The 20,513-nt window shown below is 48.6% G+C and carries 18 protein-coding genes and 2 tRNA genes; 12 read left to right on the forward strand and 8 right to left on the reverse strand.

The window, feature by feature from the left end; genetic code table 11:
* Window positions 1-934, reverse strand: a 934-nt coding sequence (locus tag HZA49_04170) for a hypothetical protein (protein MBI5778636.1), incomplete at its 3' end; no start/stop codon positions are given.
* Between the two features lie 219 nt (window positions 935-1,153).
* Entirely contained in the window at window positions 1,154-2,629 is a 1,476-nt protein-coding gene (locus tag HZA49_04175; GenBank protein ID MBI5778637.1) for a hypothetical protein, read from the reverse strand.
* A gap of 202 nt (window positions 2,630-2,831) precedes the next feature.
* On the opposite strand from HZA49_04175, the gene HZA49_04180 reads away from it, so the two are divergent.
* The 12 genes from HZA49_04180 to HZA49_04235 all read left to right on the forward strand — a co-directional run bounded on the left by HZA49_04180 (window position 2,832) and on the right by HZA49_04235 (window position 17,359).
* Window positions 2,832-4,100 (forward strand): GAF domain-containing protein, encoded by a 1,269-nt coding sequence (locus HZA49_04180; GenBank protein MBI5778638.1) that lies wholly within the window; start codon window positions 2,832-2,834, stop codon window positions 4,098-4,100.
* Between the two features lie 99 nt (window positions 4,101-4,199).
* Window positions 4,200-4,418, forward strand: coding sequence for a DUF167 domain-containing protein (locus tag HZA49_04185; GenBank protein MBI5778639.1), 219 nt, complete (start codon window positions 4,200-4,202; stop codon window positions 4,416-4,418).
* Between the two features lie 17 nt (window positions 4,419-4,435).
* Window positions 4,436-5,764 (forward strand): thiolase domain-containing protein, encoded by a 1,329-nt coding sequence (locus tag HZA49_04190; protein ID MBI5778640.1) that lies wholly within the window; start codon window positions 4,436-4,438, stop codon window positions 5,762-5,764.
* Between the two features lie 122 nt (window positions 5,765-5,886).
* Window positions 5,887-6,513 carry a Zn-ribbon domain-containing OB-fold protein gene (locus HZA49_04195; GenBank protein ID MBI5778641.1) on the forward strand — a complete coding sequence of 209 codons (627 nt, stop codon included), beginning with the start codon at window positions 5,887-5,889 and terminating at the stop codon, window positions 6,511-6,513.
* A gap of 131 nt (window positions 6,514-6,644) precedes the next feature.
* Window positions 6,645-7,664, forward strand: a complete 1,020-nt coding sequence (locus HZA49_04200; GenBank protein ID MBI5778642.1) for an RHS repeat protein — start codon at window positions 6,645-6,647, stop codon at window positions 7,662-7,664.
* A 110-nt stretch (window positions 7,665-7,774) separates the two neighbouring features.
* Window positions 7,775-9,541, forward strand: coding sequence for a glutaconyl-CoA decarboxylase subunit alpha (locus tag HZA49_04205; GenBank protein ID MBI5778643.1), 1,767 nt, complete (start codon window positions 7,775-7,777; stop codon window positions 9,539-9,541).
* Between the two features lie 136 nt (window positions 9,542-9,677).
* On the forward strand, window positions 9,678-11,057 hold the full coding sequence (locus HZA49_04210; GenBank protein MBI5778644.1) for an N-6 DNA methylase: 1,380 nt from the start codon (window positions 9,678-9,680) through the stop codon (window positions 11,055-11,057).
* Window positions 11,048-11,734: a hypothetical protein gene (locus HZA49_04215; protein MBI5778645.1), complete on the forward strand. Its 687-nt coding sequence runs from the start codon at window positions 11,048-11,050 to the stop codon at window positions 11,732-11,734. The genes HZA49_04210 and HZA49_04215 overlap by 10 nt, the downstream gene beginning before the upstream one ends.
* A gap of 998 nt (window positions 11,735-12,732) precedes the next feature.
* Complete coding sequence (locus tag HZA49_04220) at window positions 12,733-12,990, forward strand: hypothetical protein (protein ID MBI5778646.1); 258 nt, start codon at window positions 12,733-12,735, stop codon at window positions 12,988-12,990.
* Window positions 12,991-13,493: 503 nt separating this feature from the next.
* Window positions 13,494-13,883: a hypothetical protein gene (locus HZA49_04225; GenBank protein MBI5778647.1), complete on the forward strand. Its 390-nt coding sequence runs from the start codon at window positions 13,494-13,496 to the stop codon at window positions 13,881-13,883.
* Between the two features lie 453 nt (window positions 13,884-14,336).
* Entirely contained in the window at window positions 14,337-15,905 is a 1,569-nt protein-coding gene (locus HZA49_04230; protein MBI5778648.1) for a radical SAM protein, read from the forward strand.
* Window positions 15,902-17,359 carry a hypothetical protein gene (locus HZA49_04235; GenBank protein ID MBI5778649.1) on the forward strand — a complete coding sequence of 486 codons (1,458 nt, stop codon included), beginning with the start codon at window positions 15,902-15,904 and terminating at the stop codon, window positions 17,357-17,359. Before HZA49_04230 ends, HZA49_04235 begins: the two co-directional genes overlap by 4 nt.
* 86 nt (window positions 17,360-17,445) lie before the next feature.
* Here HZA49_04235 and HZA49_04240 read toward each other — a convergent pair whose 3' ends face one another.
* The 6 genes from HZA49_04240 to HZA49_04265 form a co-directional block, all read right to left on the reverse strand.
* The gene (locus HZA49_04240) at window positions 17,446-18,171 is read right to left on the reverse strand and encodes a 4Fe-4S binding protein (protein MBI5778650.1); all 726 of its coding nucleotides are present in this window, start codon (window positions 18,169-18,171) and stop codon (window positions 17,446-17,448) included.
* 9 nt (window positions 18,172-18,180) lie between these two features.
* On the reverse strand, window positions 18,181-19,347 hold the full coding sequence (locus HZA49_04245) for an acyl-CoA dehydrogenase family protein (GenBank protein ID MBI5778651.1): 1,167 nt from the start codon (window positions 19,345-19,347) through the stop codon (window positions 18,181-18,183).
* Window positions 19,348-19,499: 152 nt separating this feature from the next.
* A tRNA-Pro gene (locus HZA49_04250) sits at window positions 19,500-19,574 on the reverse strand.
* A 55-nt stretch (window positions 19,575-19,629) separates the two neighbouring features.
* Window positions 19,630-19,896, reverse strand: a complete 267-nt coding sequence (locus HZA49_04255) for a GIY-YIG nuclease family protein (protein MBI5778652.1) — start codon at window positions 19,894-19,896, stop codon at window positions 19,630-19,632.
* Window positions 19,897-19,990: 94 nt separating this feature from the next.
* On the reverse strand, window positions 19,991-20,263 hold the full coding sequence (locus tag HZA49_04260) for a GIY-YIG nuclease family protein (protein ID MBI5778653.1): 273 nt from the start codon (window positions 20,261-20,263) through the stop codon (window positions 19,991-19,993).
* A gap of 69 nt (window positions 20,264-20,332) precedes the next feature.
* A tRNA-Gly gene (locus HZA49_04265) sits at window positions 20,333-20,404 on the reverse strand.
* Between the last annotated feature and the right edge of the window lie 109 nt (window positions 20,405-20,513).

Below are 20,513 nucleotides of genomic sequence, written 5' to 3' on the forward strand. Positions count from 1 at the left end.
ACCTGAAACCCAGCCGTAAAGGCGATGTTCCATTTCCGCCGGCATAAGTGGATGTATAAAGCCGGATGGCTCCGAATTTATCCACATCAGCGAGCGGTATTCCAACACGCTCAGCCAGAGCTAGTTTATTAGACAATGTCTTCCCGTAGGTCGGGTCTATTGTTCCGACAGAACCCGCATTACCGTCTCCATACCAGCTAACCCATTGTTGCGCCCAGTCAGAACCCAGGCCGAAGATAGCGGTGTTTTTAATCTGGTCATAATAGTAATAGTTCCCGCCACCGCTATATACCGGGTTCCCGGTAGCGTCTGTCCACCAGGCCCAAAAGCCATAATAGTTATTCGGGTCTTCCTCTATGCTGACCGATTCTAATTTAGAGGTGTCATACAAGACGATAATATTTCCCCAGACATAGTCAGGCGCAGTAGCGTCAAGTTCAAAATATACCACGTCGCCAATATTGGCTTGGACAGAATCGCTGTTGTTAGGGCCTGTAACCTTGTAATACCAGATGGTCGGCGGCTGCGGTGTTACTACATTAACGGTAATAGACGCCTCGGTATATGGCGGGAATCCGTGCGCGCCGGCAATGCCCCTGAATCTAAACAGATAGGTATAAGAGCCAACCGGCTTATTAATCCTAAGGGTTTGATTAAGTTGAGTGCCGAAGGTAAAGCCGCTGCCTGCAATAGTGGCCCCATTTTCAGACAAAGACCACTGGTAAATTGACACATCGGTTGAGGCAATAAGAATAATATCGTAATCCGTATCGGGCAGGGCTGTAAAAGGCCCGGCGATGGTAACCGTAGAACCATATCCCGTGTTGGTCTGGGTATTGTCTTGGGCCCAGGTTAAAGAACTGAATAATAATAGGAAGATGACAAGGATTGAGGTTAATCCGATTCGGCCTATGCTATAGTTTTTTGTCTCCATCTTATTGCTCCTTTCAGGTTATGAATTATTTGATGCATTATTACATATATTATAATCGTTTTATATATTTTGTCAAGCAGAAGCTGAAAAATATTTGGTATTTTACCTCCAAATACACTGTAGCACCCTTGGGCTGGCTTCCCGTTGGGTCCAGCTTCGGCGGGATGTCGCTCCGCCCCGCATAAGTGCGGGACTCCGCTGCGGCTTCGCAGGCAAGGATTACATTACCAGTTTGAGTATCTGCCAGACGAAGAAGCCCAGGGTGGCCAGCGTGAAGATTAATATGCAGACCAGAAAGATGACCTTGAATATGTGGGTTGAGTCGCCCGGCTGGGCGTTCTTTTTAGGTTGGGGGACGCTTGAGAATGGCATGGTGGTCAGATTCGCTCTACTCACTACAGGCGGGATGACGTCGCCGTAGAGTTCCCGGCGGCGGTGGGTTTCGTCCAGTAATATTTTCGTGGTTTCCTTGGTTTTGTCTATCAGTTCGGTGTATTGGTTTACGCCGGCCTCGACCTGGCCGGTCCATTGGTCTATCTTGGCGCGTTCTTGTTTATTCTTGGCAATCAGTTCCTCCAATTGCGAAAGGTTCTGGGCTAATTCCCGGCGGTTAATCTCCGCGGCCTGGTATTCCTTCTTGAGGTAGTCCTCTTTCTTTTCCAACTCTTTTAGTTTCTGGAGTTCCAGTGGTATCTCACTGGTCAGCCGGTTGAGCGGTTCCTGTTTCTGGCTGATTTCGGCCTGGAGTTGCCTGATGCGTTCCCGGGTTTCCCTGATGCGGGCGTCTTCCTGCGGGATTCCGCTTGATTCCAGGTGTTTTATCTTGTCCAGGATGCGCTGTTTTTCCTGCTGTTTGCCCACCAGCAGGGTATCCAGCGAGACGCTTTCCTTGGGCAGCCCGTCCTGGATGGCCAGTTGTTCCTGGTAGCGGTTGGTCAGGGCCTGGAGTTCCATCTGGGTCTCTTCCAGTTTCTTGTTGACGACCGCGATTTCCTCGTTCATCCGGGTCAGGGATTCCTGGCGCTGGCGCAGTTTGGGCTGGGACGACTCCATCTGGGTCTTTATCCCGTTTAATTTCGCCTCTTCTCTGGGTATGTCATTGGACTGGAGGTTCTTTATCGTCTCCAGTGTTTTCTGCTTTTCAGCGGTCTTGGCGCGGGTGCGCTCTTCCAGGGAATTGATTTCCTCAAATACCTCTTTATAGACCGTTTCGTATTCCGGGATACTTTTTCTGAGGGTCTGGAGTTTGCCGTTCAATTCATTCAGCCGTTCGGTTTCCCCGACGGCTTCCTGGTTTATCTTGTCCAGGGCATGGAGTTTCTGGCGGAGTTTGGGCTGGAGCAGTTCCATCTGGGCCTTGAGTTCGTTCAGGCGCTCCTCCTGGCGCGGGATTTCCACGGCCTGGAGTTTTTTTATCTCCTCCAGGAGCATCTGCTTTTCCTCTTGCTTGGCGTGGATGGAGGCGTCCAGTGAATTGACGGCCTCGTTGATCTTGTCCTTGTCGTCGTTTTGGGCCATGCCCTTGACCAGCAGGGGGATTTCCCGGCCGAGTTCGTCAAGCCGTTTGTGGTGGCTGGCGACCTCCTGGCCGGCCTGGTCCACCAGGTTTCGTTGCTGGGCCAGATGGAACTGGATTTTGCCGGTTTCTTCTATTATTTTTTCCAGTCTGCCTGGGTGTATGCTTTCAGGTTCCATAGGGGTAATCTGACAAATAATTCCTGCCAGGTCAAATAATTTATGAATTATTCTGGTGATATTATTGACATTTGTATGTTGGTTTGGTATAGAGCCAATATAATATTAGATGAGTGTAGTAAGTTCTTGTAACCCTTCGCTTTGCTCAGGATAAGAGTCAGTAATTCGCTAAGCTCAAACTGACTCTAAGGAGTTTATATTTATGAAAGACACCAATGAGAATCCGGAATCGGGTGCGGTAAAAAGGGATATCCCCTGGTGGCTGCTGGGCGTGGTGGCGCTGGTGCTTTACGTGGCCAATCTGGTCGTGCTGGCCTATTTCACCATCTCGAGCCTGGATGCCAACCCGAATATGCTGATTGTTTTCCTGGTCGGCCTGGCCACCACGACACTCCTGACCGGCCTGGTTTGTTACGCCATGATATCCATGTATAAGGGCATCCAGTCCGCCAAGGGCGAGGTGGTCAAAAAGGGCGAGCAGACCACCGATGTTCAGACCTATCTCAAGATACTTTCCTCGCTCCTGAGGGTTTCCACCCTGCACAGCCAGCATATGGAGATATCAAAACTCCTGGCCAATATCGTAAAAATCGTCCGGGAGAGTTTGAATGCGGACCAGGTCTCGCTGATGCTGCTGGATGACAAGGACAGCCGTTTATACACCAAGGCGGTGGACGGTGAATACGGGCCGGAACTGGAGCATATCTGGAAATCGGCTTTGGAAACCAGCCAGGCCATTGCCGGCTGGGTGATTGGAAAGAGCGAGCCGCTCCTGCTTGATGAGCGGACCGATTTCGCGAAGTTCAAGGGGTATGTGGAAAAACTGGCCCCGATTTCATCGGCCATGTCCATTCCGCTGCACTTCGGCACCAAGATAACCGGCGTGATAAATATCAACCGCCTGAAGCCGAGCAATAAGAATAATTTCGACCAGCAGGATTTAATGCTCCTGTCCATCTTCGGAGAGGACATTGCCATGACCATAGAAAACGCCACCCTGACCCGGGAATTGAAGAAGGCCAAGACCTTCTCCGATTTGGGGCTCAAGGAAGACAACCAGATTACGGTCACCCCGGTGCCGCGGATGAGCGATACCAGAACGATGGCCGCCCTGCGCCAGTCGTCCCAGAATATCGCCACCCAGAAGATAAAGGATAATGTCATGGCTATCTCGGTCAAGGGGACCATGGATTACCTTATCGGCGAGGAATTGGAAAAGACCATCCAGGGTTTTATTGACCGCGGCGTCTACAAATTCGTGGTGGATTTGGCCGATGTGGACCGCATCAGTAGCGAAGGCATCGGCATCTTCACCAGTTTTATCAGCACCATCCAGAAAAAGCAGGGCAGTATGGTATTAATCCAGCCAAATCATCAGGTCAAGACGGCCCTGAATCTTTTCGGCCTGCAGGAATTCTTCCCCATCGCGGATGATTTGTCATCCGGGCTCAAGGCGCTGGGGAGCAGATAAAGCTATGGCCAAGGCAAGTCATTATTTATCACTATATTATTTGCTTGTTACCATTCATTTTGTAATATAAATCACAAATTTGGTATTCTAATGTGATTTATGCTGATAAATGTCAAGGCCATAACCGGCGCCCGTAAGAACGATGTCAAATCCGCTCCTGATGGCCTCAAGGTCTATGTCACCGCTCCGGCCGTGGATGGTAAGGCCAATCAGGCAATTATCAAACTATTAGCCGAGTATTTCCATGCAAGAAAATCCACTATTAATATTACAAAGGGTGAGAAATCCAGCCGAAAGATAATTGAGATTTTAACATAGAAAGAGAGGATGTTGTTATGGGGATTAAAAACACCAGGGATGTTTACTTCGTATCCGGCGGCATCAGCAAATTCGCCAAGGCCAGGCCTGACGTGACCTTCCAGCCGATGGTCAAGGAAGCGTATGATTACGCGCTAAAGGACATCGGCATGGAAAACAAGCAGGCCCAGGAGGTCTTTGACGGCAGCGTGGCTTCATATTTCTCAGACCATTTCACGCGCCAGTTGATGGCCGGTATTATGATTCAGGATTATCTGGGGCTTTGTCCTCTGCCCAGCCACCGGGCTGAAGGCGGCGGCGCCACCGGCGGCATCTGTTTCCAGGAGGCATACAAAAATATCGCCTCGGGCGTGATGGATGTTTGTGTGGCTTACGGGTTTGAAACCATGTCGCATGTCAATACCTGGAAGGGCAATGAATTCATCGCCCTGGCCTCGGATGTCAGTTTTGATTATCCGGTGGGCGGATTTTATTCCGGCTATTACGCCATGATGGTGGTGCGTCATATGAAGGAATTCGGCACTACCGTGGAACAGCTGGCCAGCGTCTCGGTTAAGAATCATAATAACGCATTCCATAATAAATACGCCCAGAAACGCCGCAAGCTGACCATCAAGGATGTCCGCAATTCAGGTATGGTGGCCTGGCCCCTGACATTACTGGATATCTGTGTGATGAGCGACGGCGCGGCCTGCGGAATCCTGGCCAGCGAAGAAGGCGTGGAGCGAATCAGGAAAGCCACCGGCAAGACCCCGAAGATGGTTAAGGTCACCGGCATCGGCCGGGGCACTGACGCCATGCGTATGGCGGACCGGCCTCACAAGGAAGTGATTCTCCTGCCGCATGAAAAGGCGTCTGATTATAAAGGCCTCAAATATCCCGGTATCCATTCATTCCGGGCCGGCCGGACCGCTTCCAAACTGGCTTACGAACACGCTGGCATTACCAATCCGTTAAAGGAAATAGATTTTGTGGAACTGCACGACGCCTATACCTCATCAGAAATCCAGACCTACGAGGATATGGGCCTGTGTAAATACGGCGAAGGCGGCAAGTTCGTGGAATCCGGCGCGCCGTTCCTGCCTAACCTGGATTACGGTTTGGGCAAGATGCCCCGGCAGGGCGAGATACCGGTTAATCCGTCCGGCGGCCTGATTGCTTGCGGACACCCGGTCGGCGCTACCGGCCTGATGCAGGCCGTTTTTGCTCTCTGGCAACTCCAGGGTTCAATGAAGAAACACCTGGGCGACGATACCATCCAGGTCAAGGATGCTAAGCGCGGCGCGATTCACAGCCACGCCGGTACCGGCACCTATGTAACTGTTTCGATATTGGAAAAAGCGTAAGAAAGAAGTCAGAAATAGTCAATGATTGTCAAGGGTAGTCAAGATGTTGTAAAACGATTCTTGACAACACCTGACGAATTTAAACAATATTTGATGCATTTAACAGTAAGGAGTAAAAAAATATGAAGACAGCATTACAAGCCCGAGGGCAGTCCCGCTTAGAGGGAAAAGAACCCAAGAAGTCACGCTTAGCGGAGCAGTCCGAAAAGGTTTACCCTGAGCAGAGCGAACGGGTCAAACTGCCGGAGACCGATGACGGGACGATTCTGTTCCGCGTGCCGTTCCCGGACGACCTGAAGGAACTCCACAATATGTCGCCTATCGTTGTCAAGCAGCCGTATCACATTGATTATATCCACAGTTACGGCCAGGACTCGCCGTTCTTCGCCGGATTGTCTAACGGCAAACTGCTGGGCACCAAATGCCCGGATTGCGGGTATGCCTATGCTACGCCCAAGGGCCATTGCGGTGAATGCGGCGCCCGGTGTGATTGGGTGGAATTACCCAAGGTCGGCCGGATTCACACCTTTACGGTTTGTCAATTTGGCAGTGAAGAGTTCTTGAAGGAAACGCCTTATATGCTGATACTGGTGGAATTTGAAAAGTTTAATACCCTGTTCCTGAGCCGGCTGATTGGGTTTGACCCGAAGAAAGCCAGTCTGGATTTGGTTGGAATGAAGGTCAGGCCGCAGTTTAAGCGGAATGCCAAATTTAAACCAACTGATGTCTATTTTGTGCCGGCGGAATAGAAAAGAGAACACGAATAGGACGAATCCGACGAATGACACGAATAGACCGCTCAAAAGGTGTCATTTCTGCTCCGCTTGTCATTCCTGCGAAAGCAGGAATCCAGTGAGGATGGATAAACGAGGAAAACAATATGAAACGGAAAATGGTAATCTGTTTAGCCCTCGTGGGTTTATTCTTCATCCTCGTCGGTCTTAAACCTGACTTTATCAAAGAGAAAAAGGAAAAGATACCCAAAGGGCTTAAGGCGAAAACTGAGATTGGGTATGAAATTGAAGAAAAATCCGGCAAAACGGCGAAAATTGAGGCTGGCAAGACGATTACTAAGTATAATGACAAGGGCAATCAGGTTGAGTTCGCTGAATATGAGAAGGGTAAGTTGGTTCGTCTTTATAAGTATGATGATAATGCCAACTGTGTTGAGGATGTTTCTTATGACGCTGATGGCAATCCTGCTCTTAAGATTGTTTACAGGTACAATGACAAGGGCAAGAAGATTGAAAGGGGCGACTATAACGTTGAGGGTAAGTTAAGAGATAAATGGATTTATAAATACGATGATAATGGCAATCAGGTCGAAGAGATTTGGTATGACGCTGATGGTAATCCTACTGCTAAGATTCTTTATAAGAACGACAACAAGGGCAATCAGGTTGAGAGTACTGAATATAACGCTAAGGGCAAGGTAGAATATAAGTATCATCATAAATATGATGATAAGGGCAATCGGATTGAGTATCTTCGTTATGATGCTAATGGCAACTTTATAGGTAAGGATCTTTTTAAGTATGACGATAAGGGCAATTTGGTTGAGTGGGCTGGCTATGGCTCTGACGATAAGTTAAGGTATAAGTATCTTCATAAGTATGATGACAAGGGTAATCAGATCGAGGATGGTTGGTATGACGCTAACGGTAAGTTATACCGTAATGATATTTACAAGTATAATGATAAGGGTAATAAGATTGAGTGGATTGGCTATGACGCTGACGGAAAGTTGTCCGGTAAGTATCTTTATAAGTATGATGATAGAGATAATCTGGCTGGGTGGGCTGGGTGGAGTCTTGTAAAGAAAACATTCAAAAGCGCGGCTACCGTACGGGACTATGAAGTCGTATTAGAATACGAATTTTATCCGGAGGAGAAAAAATAAGGGGACAGACAGGCATGGATAACACGAATAATACTTGTAATCTATTCGTGCGATTCGTGTTTAGTATTTATATTAGCGTTTTTCTTGTGAATTAGAAAGCGAGTTCAGCGATGCGCCAATATTTTGAGAAGATGCCTTCCACCTTCGGTAAAAAACTTTCCGATTCTGAAATCAAATCCGCCTCGGAAAATGTCCAGCAGATTAAGGATGAAGAAAAGAAGTTAGCCGAGGCAGTGGCTACCGTCAAGAATGCCGGCATCCCGGCTGAGGTGCTCCAGAAACGGGGCGAGAAGACGGTCCACGAGCGCATCGAATTGCTGGTTGACCCGGGCACCTTCATGCCGCTCAACACCCTTTATAACCCTGAGAATAATGAAGAAGGCACGACCGGCGTGGTCAACGGCATCGGCAGAATCAACGGCAAATACGCTTCTATCATCGCATCCGATAACAAGGTCCTGGCCGGCGCCTGGATTCCGGGCCAGGCCGAGAACATTTTTAGGGCCCAGGACATTGCCGAGCGGCTCCACATCCCGCTGGTCTGGGTCCTGAATTGCAGCGGCGTAAAACTGACCCAGCAGGAAGAGGTCTATGCCGGCCGGCGCGGACACGGTCGTCCCTTTTTCCGTCACGCCGAGCTGGAACAAAAAGGCATCCCGGTCTTAGTCACCGTCTTCGGCACCAATCCGGCTGGCGGCGGCTATCACGCTATCAGCCCGACTATGATATTCGCCCACAAGAACGCCAATATGGCCGTGGGCGGGGCGGGTATCGTCAGCGGAATGAGTCCCAAGGGCGGATTTGACCTGGCCGGCGCTGAACAGATTATCGAAGCCACCCGTGAATTCACCCAGCCCCTGCACGCAGGGGCTGGGTTCAAGGCCACGCCTCCGGGCGGAGTGGCCACCCATTTTGAGCATACCGGATTCTTCAAGAGCGTATTCGAGACCGAAGAGACGGCCGTCAATGCCCTGCGCGATGCCATGAAGATGATGCCGACCTATGACCCGCAATTCTTCCGGGTGGCCGAACCCAAGGCGCCGCTCTATCAGCCCAACGAGATTGACTATATTATGCCGTTCAATCAAAAGCGTTCCTATGACGTGGAGCAGGTCATGGCCCGAGTCTTTGATAACAGCGAACACACCGAATACAAACCCGGCTACGGGCCTGAGGTCTATTGCGGACTGGCCAAATTAGACGGGTTCCTGGTCGGCGTGATTGGCAACCGCCAGGGATTCCTGCCCAAGGGCTATCCCAAATACGCGCCGTATCCGGGCGTAGGCGGGAAACTCTACCGCGAAGGACTGATTAAGATGAACGAACTGGTCACGCTCTGCGGCCGGGACCGGATTCCCATGGTCTGGTTCCAGGACACATCCGGCATTGATGTCGGCGACATTGCCGAAAAGGCCGAACTGCTCGGCTTAGGCCAGGCGCTGATATACTCCATCCAGCAATCTGATTTACCCATGGCGACCGTGGTTCTGCGCAAAGGCACAGCCGCGGCGCACTATATCCTGGGCGGGCCACAGGCCACCAGCAACAACGCATTCACCTTAGGCACACCGACTACGGAAATCTATGTCATGCACGGCGAGACCGCGGCCGCGGCGTCGTTCTCCCGGCGGCTGGTCAAGGAAAAGGACGCCGGCAAGCCATTAGAGCCGGTGATAGAGCAGATGAACAAACTGGCCAAGCAGTATTACGACCAGTCAAGGCCGGTTTACTGCGCCCAGCGGGGCTATGTGGACGAGGTGGTCTCATTCGCGCAACTCAGGAACTACTTTAGCGTCTTTGCCGGAGCGTGCTACCAGAACCCCAAGAGCATCTGTCCGCAACACCAGATGATATTGCCGAGGACGATTAGGGGATAGGGACAGAGGCACAGAGCGGGATGGTGTAGATATAATTATCATTGACCGCTATGAGGAAATAAGATAATTGAATATTATGAAATTAAGGACGGCTAAAAAACAGATAACATACAAACTCAATCGTCACAAACCCAGAATGGTCAGGGAAGTTACATCTGCTACCATAACCGCATATCAGGCAGAAATAAACAACAATCTAAAGGATACCAAAAAGGATTATGGTATAGTTTTTACTCCAGAGCGCATCGTGGATTTAATGGTTAACCTAATTGACCCTTCACTTTTTGGCAATAACAAAAATATTAACATCCTTGAACCGGCTTGCGGCTTGGCGCAATTCTTAATCGGGATAAAACGAAATCTGCCTGGCTTGTTCAACTCCGCAAACCTTTGTGGCGTAGAAGTTAATGACGAGATTGTTAAATACCTGGCGACATTAGAGATTGGAAATAATATCAAGTTAATTAAGACCGACTATCTTATCTGGCATCAGGATATGTTCTTTGACTTGATTATCGGCAATCCGCCTTATGGCATTCCTTCTCTTTCCGAGCACTACACAATAAAGGTGGACGCGGCTACTAAGGAACAATATAGAAATGCTTTTGAAACTTGGTATGGCAAATACAATGTTTATGGCGCCTTTATTGAAAAATCCATCAAGCTGCTTAAACCTAATGGCCAATTGATATTCATTATTCCGCCCACCTTTATGATACTGGATGATTTTAAGAAACTCAGGACATTCTTATCCAAACACGGTATGACAAAGATAATCTATTTAGGCCCCGATGTATTTAAGCCGGATGCGGATGTTACATCTGTAATACTGGAATTCCACAAATCTGATGCTCATGCTGGAAACCTCAAATTATTAGAATACAACGCCGGCAAAACTGTTGCCGTAAAGATAGCCCCAAATTGGCAGGGTGAAGTAGTCAAGTTTGAAACCGAGTATACCAAGCAACTGGAAGGCGTTTGTTCACACTTGTTGAGTGATATTTATGATATAAACGTTTCACCGCGTACCCCTGAGATTAAGCATAATCCAAATATTACCACCATTGCATCATCAAACGGGCATAACTATTTACCCATCCTAAATGGCAGAAACCTCAAATGCCATAGAATAATTTATGACAATCTTACCGGTTACTGGATTAAGAAATCAGACGCCAAGAAATTACGCGGCTATTTTGAAATGCCTCATATTGTAATTGGTTTAGGGTTCAGGGAAGATGGCAGGGTCGCCGCGGCATGTGACCAGAAATGCTATCCTTGGATGGGTGATGTCTATCACCTCTTAAAAAAGGATAACTTGTTTGTTGGTGGTTTTGACCTGACCGAAGAAGAAATACTGGACTATCTTAATTCAGATTATCTCAAAAGATATGTCAAGGAAACCTATCGGGAAATCACCTACCATCTAAGTATCACCCAAATAAAGAATTTTCCTCTGCCTTCCAAGAAGGAATGGCATGAGATAAAAAGAAAGGATTTTGGCAAATGGTTATAGGAAAGTTGAATAAATTAAACTGGAAAAGATTCAGGGAATTAGTTGAGAAATTAATTGAATTTAAGTCTAAAATATCAAGGACGCCGATTCGGGCAGAAAGCTGGGAAGAAGTTATCTACGCCGTGCTTATTTATATGGAGTATAAAGTAACCTGGGATCCCACTTCTCATGCAAAAGGAGTTGACTTGGAAGTCAAAATGAATGGGGAAAACCTAATGATATCTGCCAAAGGCGGCAAAATAACTAACAATCGGGAACTTACACTTTCCTCTTATCGTCTTACCCGTTTCGGAACACTACCGAAAATGTTGGAATTCCTGAGCAAAAATGCTGAAGAACTGGATGTTTATCTCATTTGTGCCAGAGAAGAGCAACGGGAAAATTTGAAATACCATATTTTCAAGATTCTACCTGAAGCGCTCGTACCAAAACAAGCACTGGACCAGCAGAATTGGATGGAAAACAGCCAAGCATGGTCATTAAAAACTAAAGTTGGATTTGAAGCCAGCATTGTAAAGAAAATGTCCAATCAGTTGTGGTATACCATACCGTTGGATTTTCCTGGGCTTGAAAAATTAACCACAATAGAAGTATCAAGGAGAGAAATAGGTTCCACGCTGGTAGAAATCTTATCTGCATTGGACAAAAAGAAATGGCAGATTAGGGATTCATTATAGATAATAAATGATTCTCTGTAATTCCGAGAAATCCGGGGACACCCTTCGATAAATTTAGGGCAGGCCAAACTAATTAACCCATCCATCAGAGGTGAGTTCACTTCGTGGTCTTTGCGGAGTGTACCCGGTGCGCTTCGCTACGCGAATGCTGACCGACCATGCCTCCCGGTGCGTGCGCCTACGGCGTACTCCCGACCATCACTTCGTGAAGGGGCTACGCAAAGGGATGTGCAGGGCAGGCCATGCTAATTAACACATCCATCAGAGGCGAGTTCACTTCGTGGTCTTTGCGGAGTGTACCCGGTGCGTTCCAGTGGGTACTCCCGACCATTGCTACGCAAAGGGCACTTCGTGGTCTCGCAGTAGCGAGTTCACTTCGTGGTCTCGCAGTAGCGAGTTCACTTCGTGGTCTCGCAGTAGCGAGTTCACTTCGTGGTCTCGCAGTAGCGAGTTCAAGGGACGCCCGCCACGCCCGTATGGATGATTGCCACGCTCGTTGGAATGACTACAACGCCCGTATGGACGACTGCCACGCCCGTTGGAATGACTACAACGCTCGTTGGAATGATTGCAACGCTCGTTGGAACGACTACAACGCCCGTTGGAACGACTGCAACGGCCGTTTGGACGACTAAAACAACCCCCTGGACGACTCAGGGGGCTTGACAGATGACTGAGTACCCCCCCTGGATGGTTCAGGGGGACTGACGGATGACTGAGTAACCCCCCTGGATGGTTCAGGGGGGCTGACCGATGACTGAGTAATCCCCCTGGATGGCTCAGGGGGGCTGACCGATGACTGAGTAATCCCCCTGGATGGCTCAGGGGGGCTGACGGATGACTGAGTAATCCCCCTGGATGGCTCAGGGGGGCTGACCGATGACTGAGTAATCCCCCTGGATGGCTCAGGGGGGCTGACCGATGACTGGTTAGTTATTTCTGGCTGGAATACAGCAGTATTCTGCTCAAGCCGGGCAGTTAACGGCACAAGCCATGCCGTGTCCGGCGCAGGACGAGCCGTGTCTGGCGAAAGCATCGCCATGTCAGGCGAAGAAATCGCCATGTCAGGCGAAAGTATCGCCATGTCTGGCGAAAGTATCGCCATGTCAGGCGAAGAAATCGCCATGTCAGGCGAAGAAATCGCCATGTCAGGCGAAAGTATCGCCGTGTCCGGCGCAAGAATCGCCGTGTCCGACGAGTTCGGGGGACACCACCTAATTCTCCGAAATAGCATACCCGTCAGGGGGTGTGATTAAGCCATACAGGGGGTGTCCTCTAACGATGCCGGGGGTGTCATTAATAGATACCGGGGGTGCGGCTATATGATATACCGGGTGTCCTTATGTGATATACCGGGTGTCTTCAATGCTTATAGGGGGTGTCATTAATACCCATACCGGCTGTCCTTAATAGGCATATCCGGTGTCTTCTACAGGCATACCGGGTGTCCTTAATAGATACGCTGGGCGTCCCATATAGATATACCGGGTGTCCCCTACAGATATAGTGGGTGTCGCCTATAGATATAGCCGGTGTCCCGTATAGATACCGGGGGTGTCCTCTTATGATAAGGGGGGTGTCCCATACCCTTAGGGAGGTAGTGGGGACGAGTGGGGGGGTGGGGGTATAAAACGAGTTCAGGGGACGCCTTACCTAATTATTTTTCATCTGTGTATATCTGTGTTAATCTGTGGTTCTAATTTTCTTGACTCCCTGACTAAAAGATGTATTACTGATAAAAACAGTAAAGGAGAAGACTATGAAACTACTTGATTTATTGAATTACGTGATTGTGGCCGTGGTTCTGCTGGCTATCGGGTATGTGGCCAAGGTGACCGGGATATGGAGTTTCTATAACAGTGTGACCATACCTTATATCTGCTTTGCCGGCGCTACGGCATTAATGGTTGTTGCGGCCACCTGCCTGGTTTGCCAGAAACCCTTGTCCGAATTGTCCTGGACCACGATAATCATTGTTTCCGGGGCGTTTTTTATAATCTCCGGAACCGGGGTTTTTGTCTACTATTTCCAGGACTGGTTTAAAACCTGGGGTAATAATTCATTTCTGGTCAGCGTATTGGAATGGGTCGGGGCATCGGCGGTTCTGGTCCTGACCTTTGTCCTGCCGCGGTTAAAACAGAATCCATAAGCCAGCGCAGGTTAAGGGTTTTCACCATCAAAGTTAAAGCCGGATTATACGCGCAATCAGATTTTTGGAATAATCTTTTTTATTTACTTGACAAGCTATTATTAATGGTATATACGTTATCTTTCAGTAAATTTAAACGATAAGGTAAATATGTTAAACAAGTTATCAAGGCAAGTTATGAAGAAGAATATCTCGCTGACTATTATTGGCATTATTATTATGCCGGGAGGCAGTGGGATGTAGTGTCTTAATATAGACAATAAACCCGCTGCTTCCGAGTAGCGGGTTTTTTTATTGCCTGAAAGCCCGTTACTCTGTGATTGGAGTGGCGGGCTTTTTTGTTTTTAGAGCCGGTTAGGGATTCGCCGATGAATACCCGCCTGAACGGACGGGCAGGTCGGCGAAGACCGTTATTGGCTCTTATCCCGATTTACATCGGGGCAGGAGGTATTTATGGTAAATAGTAAACTTAATGTAACCCTGACAGCGCTGGCGTTCCCGCGCCGGGACCTGTCACCGGCCCTGGTCGGCTTGGTGGAATACGCCCGGCGGGAACCTTTATTAGCGGAAAATATCAACTTTGTCATCCATCAATTCCAATACGTGGATGATGTCTCGGTTCTGGCTGATAATCTGTGCCGGGAACCGGGAAACCTTTATGCTTTTTCCTGTTATGTCTGGAATTTCCATGAATGCCTGCAACTGGCGAAACTTGTCAAGGAGCGGTTGCCTCAATCGGTCGTCTTATTCGGAGGCCCTGAAGCGACTGGATTGGCCGGGCATCTGTTGGAACAATACCGGTTCATAGATTATGTCATCAAGGGCGAAGGCGAGGAGCCGTTCAAGAGGTTTCTGATGTGTATGCTGGACAAGTCCGGATTATCCAATGTGCCGTCCCTGGTTTATCGTAATGACAGCGGAGAGGTATTGGAAACCGTTCCGGCTGAGCAATCTGATATCGGTTTATTGCCATCCGTATGCGGTAGCGATTATTACGTCAACTATCTGAATCAAGCCACGGAGACCGTAACGGTTACTTTTGAAACCAGCCGGGGCTGTCCGTTCAGATGCCGTTATTGCTCGTGGGGCGGCAAGCAGGTCAGGTTCCATCCGCTGGACCGGGTGTTTGCCGGCTTGCGAAAGGTCCTGAATCACCCGTCGGTCCGGCGTATTTATATCACTGATGCCGATATCTTTCTTAATAAGCGGCGCGGCAAGGAGATACTTAATTTCCTGTTGAATAATAATCCGTTCAAGGTGCCCGTAATCTTTGAGGTGAATCCGGAGATATTGGACGACGAAACCATTGAATTAATATCCAAGTTCGGCGATGATGAATTCGCGTTCGGGTTGCAGAGTTCGTCACCGGCTGTTTTGGAAAGCATCAACCGCCGTTTTAACTCCCAGCGGTATTGCGAGAATATAACGAAGTTGAAAGCGGTTAATCCGGAAGTTAAAATCTGGTTTAGCTTGATTGTCGGACTGCCGGGTGATTCGCTGGCTACTTTTAAGCAATCGCTGGCTTTTGCGGTCAGGATGATGCCTCATTCTTTGTATATCCACGAATTTCTCTGTTTGCCCGGCTCGGAATTCTTTAAGGAGCAGGCTAAATATGGATTCCTTTGCCAGACCGAGGCGCCGCATAAATTAATCTATCATCGGACCTTTGGACAACGGGATTATTTCGCGGCAAAGGAATTGGGATTTTATGTCAGCTTGTTCCATTATTACGGATTCGTTAAAGAGCCGCTTTTTACGCTCTGGGAGAAAACCAATACGCCGGAAATAAACTTGCTTCATTGGTATGAGCGGTTTGTAGAGTTTTTGCGCCAGAGGATTGACCTGACCGGGGGTAAGGATGTTAAAGAGGTTCCTTCTTTTCTCTTTGATGAGTATTACCAGAAGGCCACTGGAGATAAGGAATTAACGGGCCGGTTGAAGTTATTGTTTGACCGGTTTTACGTGATGCTGGAGAATGAATTAGAGAACGATGTCCTGGCGTTTGAAGGAGCGGCGGTATGAAAGAATGTTTGCGATATAACATGAATGAGACAGAGTTCCGAAGAGTCCGTTCTTTAGCCCGTGAACTCATGCGGGCAAAAGGATGGGATAAGGCGGAACGGGAATTCGCCGGGTTTTTGCTGGACAATGAAGAGCATCATCTGCCGGTTTTGCACATAGATGATTTAAGCGAAATCCCGCATCTGGATGGAATCCCTGGTATAGAGTATTATCAACAGCGGGCGCGATTGCGCGCCGGCAACGGCGATTTGGTGGCTTTAACTCATCCGATGGAGGAGTCATACGAGGCCTATAACCAGGATTACCTTGGCCTTGGTTCTCCCGGCGTTGTTACGGTGGATAACTACGGTTACCATCCCATTTTTGTCACCCGCAATCTGACAAAGGATTTGTCAAAACTGTCACAGGTAGCGGCAATGGCGCGCGCCAAGGGCGGTATCGTTATACATCCATTTATGGGGTCCGCCGGAATCTGGTCGTTAGCCAAGGTATTGGAGCAACTAAAAGCCGGCAAGGTTAAGGTAATCGCGCCATTGCCTTATGTGACCAGTTATGTCAACGACAAGTCGGAGTTCGCCGGCCTGGTTGAATCTGTTTTGGGCAGTGATAATACTATGGAAACCAGAATGGCTTATAATGATGAGGAAGTGTTGCTCTACTTGAGAGAGATGCTGAATTTATACCCGACCGTGGCTGTAAAGATGAGGAATTATGCGTCCGCCATGGGTAATCTGGTTTTTGAAAGCAGTGGTTTAGGACAACTATCAGATGAAGAATTTAAACGGATGGTTAAAGGCAGGTTATGGACTCTTAATGCGAATGGCTGTTATCCTGTCAGCATTGTCCGTTGGTATAATGATGTTATAAGCTCGCCATCTTCACATCTTTGGATGCCGCCGCGCGGTCTGGGGGTTCCGAGGTTAGACGGCATCTTTGAACAATTATTGGAAGATGAAACCAAGGTTTTTGCCGGCAGCCGCCCGGCGGTATTTCCGGAAAGATTAAAGACGGAGTTAAGCGTCAAGACATTGATGCTTGGAGTCTTCCTGCAGGAATTGGGCTATGTCGGACGTTGTTCGTTTGATACCATTTTGCATGGCGCAAGTTTAGAAGACGCCCAGCTAAAATTCGTGGAGTGTAACGGCCGGTGGGGCGGAACCTCGCTGCCAATGATGCTTTACCGCCGTCTCTTTGGCAAGAATAGTCGCTTTAGTTATCTGGCTCGTGACTGTTCTGATAAACGTCTGAAGGGCATTGATTTTCAGAACCTGATGAGGATTTTTAATGATTCCCTGTTCAATAGACAGACGGGTAAGGGGCATTATATCCTGTATAATGTGGGTTGTTTGAAAACCTTTGGTAAATTTGATGTGATGGTGCTGGGTGAATCACAAGAGGAATTAAACTATAGAAGTTCTGAGGAAATTCCGAAGCTTATTGCCCAAAATATATAGGGGTTGACGCTACGTCCAGATAACCACGGCGTTGCCTGAAAGTTATACGGTGAAAAGTTCTTACTGTAAAACCGCATTAGATATTCTTATTTAAATAGCGAGTATTTTATCACCTCTTTAGCGCAGGTGTCGGCGCAGGTGCCGCAGAGGACGCATTCCGAATTTCCCATATCGTCCTTTTGGACCATGGCATTGACTTCTAAACTCATCGGGCACTTTTTGGTGCAACTCAGGCAATCGGTGCATTTTGACTTGTCAGATACCAATCTTACGGACGGCAAGTGCAGCAGGGTGGAGATTTTATGGCCGATAGTCATAAAGGGCGCCATCCAGCAGCCATAGTGGCAGAATCCCCTCCGGCCGGTGGTCAGAGACAGCGTGACAATAGTTCCGACCACAACGAAATAGATGATATAGCCGTGCAGGTCGACTACTGAGAAGCCATTGGTGGTGGCAACGAAGAAATCTATTTTTTTGTATCCTCCGGCAGAGACCGCCGCAACAACAATAATTATAATCCAGGGGACCCAGATGGCGTATTTAATCCAGTTGTGCCGGTTGCTGGCTTTCTTGTTCTGGACGGCAAAGAGCGCTTCGGATATTCCGGCCCCGGCGCAGAGCCAGCCGCACCATAATCTACCCAGGAATAATGAGCTGAGGAACATGGCGATGAAAACTATCATACTGCCGTTGACGATGCCATATCCCGAAGCCATGATAATCAGATACGGCGAGAAGTAGAAGATTGTTGCCGGGAATAAGATAAAAGACAATATAATAAGAAATAGTCTAACTCGTTGTCTTAGTTTCATATCCCTGCGCTACTTACCTTTAGCCGATTCCTTGATTAACTCCAGGGCGATAACCTCGCGCTGAATCTGGTTAGTGCCTTCGTAAATCTGGGTAATCTTGGCGTCGCGCATCATCTTTTCCACCGGGTATTCCTTCATATAGCCGTAGCCGCCGAATACCTGGACCGCGTCAGTGGTGACCTTCATGGCCGTGTCCGAGGCGTAGAGTTTGGCCATGGCCGAAATAGCGCCGACATTGGGATGCTTGTTATCCGCGGCCCGGGCGGCTTCATAGGTCAGATACCGGGCGGCCGCCACTTGCGTCGCCATATCCGCCAGCATAAACTGCAGTCCCTGGAATGAGCAGATGGCCTTGCCGAATTGTTTGCGTTCGCGGGAATATTGAACCGCCAAATCCAGCGCGCCTTGGGCAATGCCCAGTGCCTGGGAAGCCACGCCCGGCCTGGATGCGTCAAATGTTTTCATAGCCACGAAGAAGCCGTAGCCCTCCTTGCCGAGCATCTGGCTCTTGTGAACCCGGCAGTTTTCAAACACCAGCTCGCGGGTGGCTGAGGCGCGGATACCCATCTTATTTTCTTTCTTGCCGTAGGAGAATCCGGGTGTGCCGTCCTCAATGATAAAGGCCGTGGCGCCCCGGGCGCCTTTGCTCCGGTCCGTAATCGTGATGACTGAATATATCTTGGCTTCGCCGGCGTTGGTTATCCATTGTTTGGTTCCGTTGATGATATAATAATCTCCATCCTTGGTGGCCGTGGTCTGGATGCCGCTGGCGTCGCTGCCGGCATTGGCTTCGGTCAGTCCGAAGGCGGCCAGTTTACGGCCGGCGGCGATTTCGGTCAGATACTTTTTCTTTTGTTCTTCGTTGCCGTAGAGGATAATCGGGAAGGTGCCCAGGGCCGTGGCGGCCAAAGACAGCGAGATGCCGCCGCAGGTCCGGCAGAGTTCCTCGGTGATGATGCACAAATCCAGCACGCCGCCGCCGGTGCCGCCGTATTTTTCTTCAATGAAGCAGCCGAACAGCCCGGCATCAGCCAGTATCTTGACGATGGGCCAGGGGAAAGAGTTTTCTTCGTCGTACTTTGCCGCTACCGGTTTGATTTTCTCCTGGGCTATTTCCCGGGCCAGTTGCCTCATAGCCAGTTGGTCTTCGGTCAGTCCGTATGTGGTTTCAAACATATGCAAGTTCCTTTCGTTAGAGCCTGTTAGACTTCAGTCGTTACAGGCTCTACGCCCCGATGTATATCGGGGCTACATACATAGTTATAAGTAATCCCGCTAAAGCGGGATTTAAGGGACTGTAACTCACTGCGTTCTAACAGTCCCTAAAATCGGGGTGAGTGGATTCGAACCACCGACCTCCTGCTCCCAAAGCAGGCGCGCTAAGCCATCTGCGCCACACCCCGTTAGAGTTTGTTAGGGGTTGTCGGCCACGCAGGGCGGCAAACCCGTTACAAACTCTTATCCCGATGCATATCGGGATTTTCCTTTGGCTGCGACCATTTCCTCTTTCTGGTTCTTATCCAATCCTTTCAGATAACTTTCTCTTTTTAAGGCTGATGATTTATCAGGATGTTTTTCCTGATAAACAAATTTTACCGGCCGCCGAGAGGCCGTGTATTTAGAACCCTTACCTTGATTATGTCGGTTTATTCTTTGTTTAAGGTCATTGGTAATCCCGGTATAAATAGAATTATCCTTGCACCTCAAACAATAGACATACCACATATTAACGACCCGGCGCGGAGTTTACATTGAGCATCAGCGAAATGCTCATGGTCTAACTATACATAATCCCGCCTAAATGGGCGATGTGATGAGTTTACACTGAGCCCTGATTACTATCTGGGCGAAGTGAACCCACGACTATTTCTTCCTTTTTAATTCTGGTTAATCCTTTCAGGTAGCTTTCTCTTCTTGCTGCCTGCGATTTATCAGGATATTTTTCTGAATAAATCAACTTTATTGGTTGCCTGGATGCTGTATATTTGCATCCTTTACCTTGGTTGTGTCGTTTTACACGAGATTCAAGGTCAGTGGTAATTCCGGTATATATGGAATTGTCACTACACCTTAAAAAATACACATACCACATACTAGCGACCCTTCGCTGAGCTCAGGGTCTAACTCTTCGTAATTCACTTCGTTCATAACGAAGAGTAAGAGCGGGCGATGGGATTCGAACCCACGACAACCAGCTTGGGAAGCTGGTATTCTACCGCTGAACTACGCCCGCATTAATTATTGCTTACTAATACTTTTTAACCCTTATTTGTCAATTATTTTGTTGACATTGGTTGAATATTTATATAAACAAAATGGTTGCGAATTGCGCTTTATATGCA

It is taken from the genome of Planctomycetota bacterium (assembly GCA_016235865.1).
Classification (GTDB): domain Bacteria; phylum Planctomycetota; class MHYJ01; order JACQXL01; family JACQXL01; genus JACRIK01.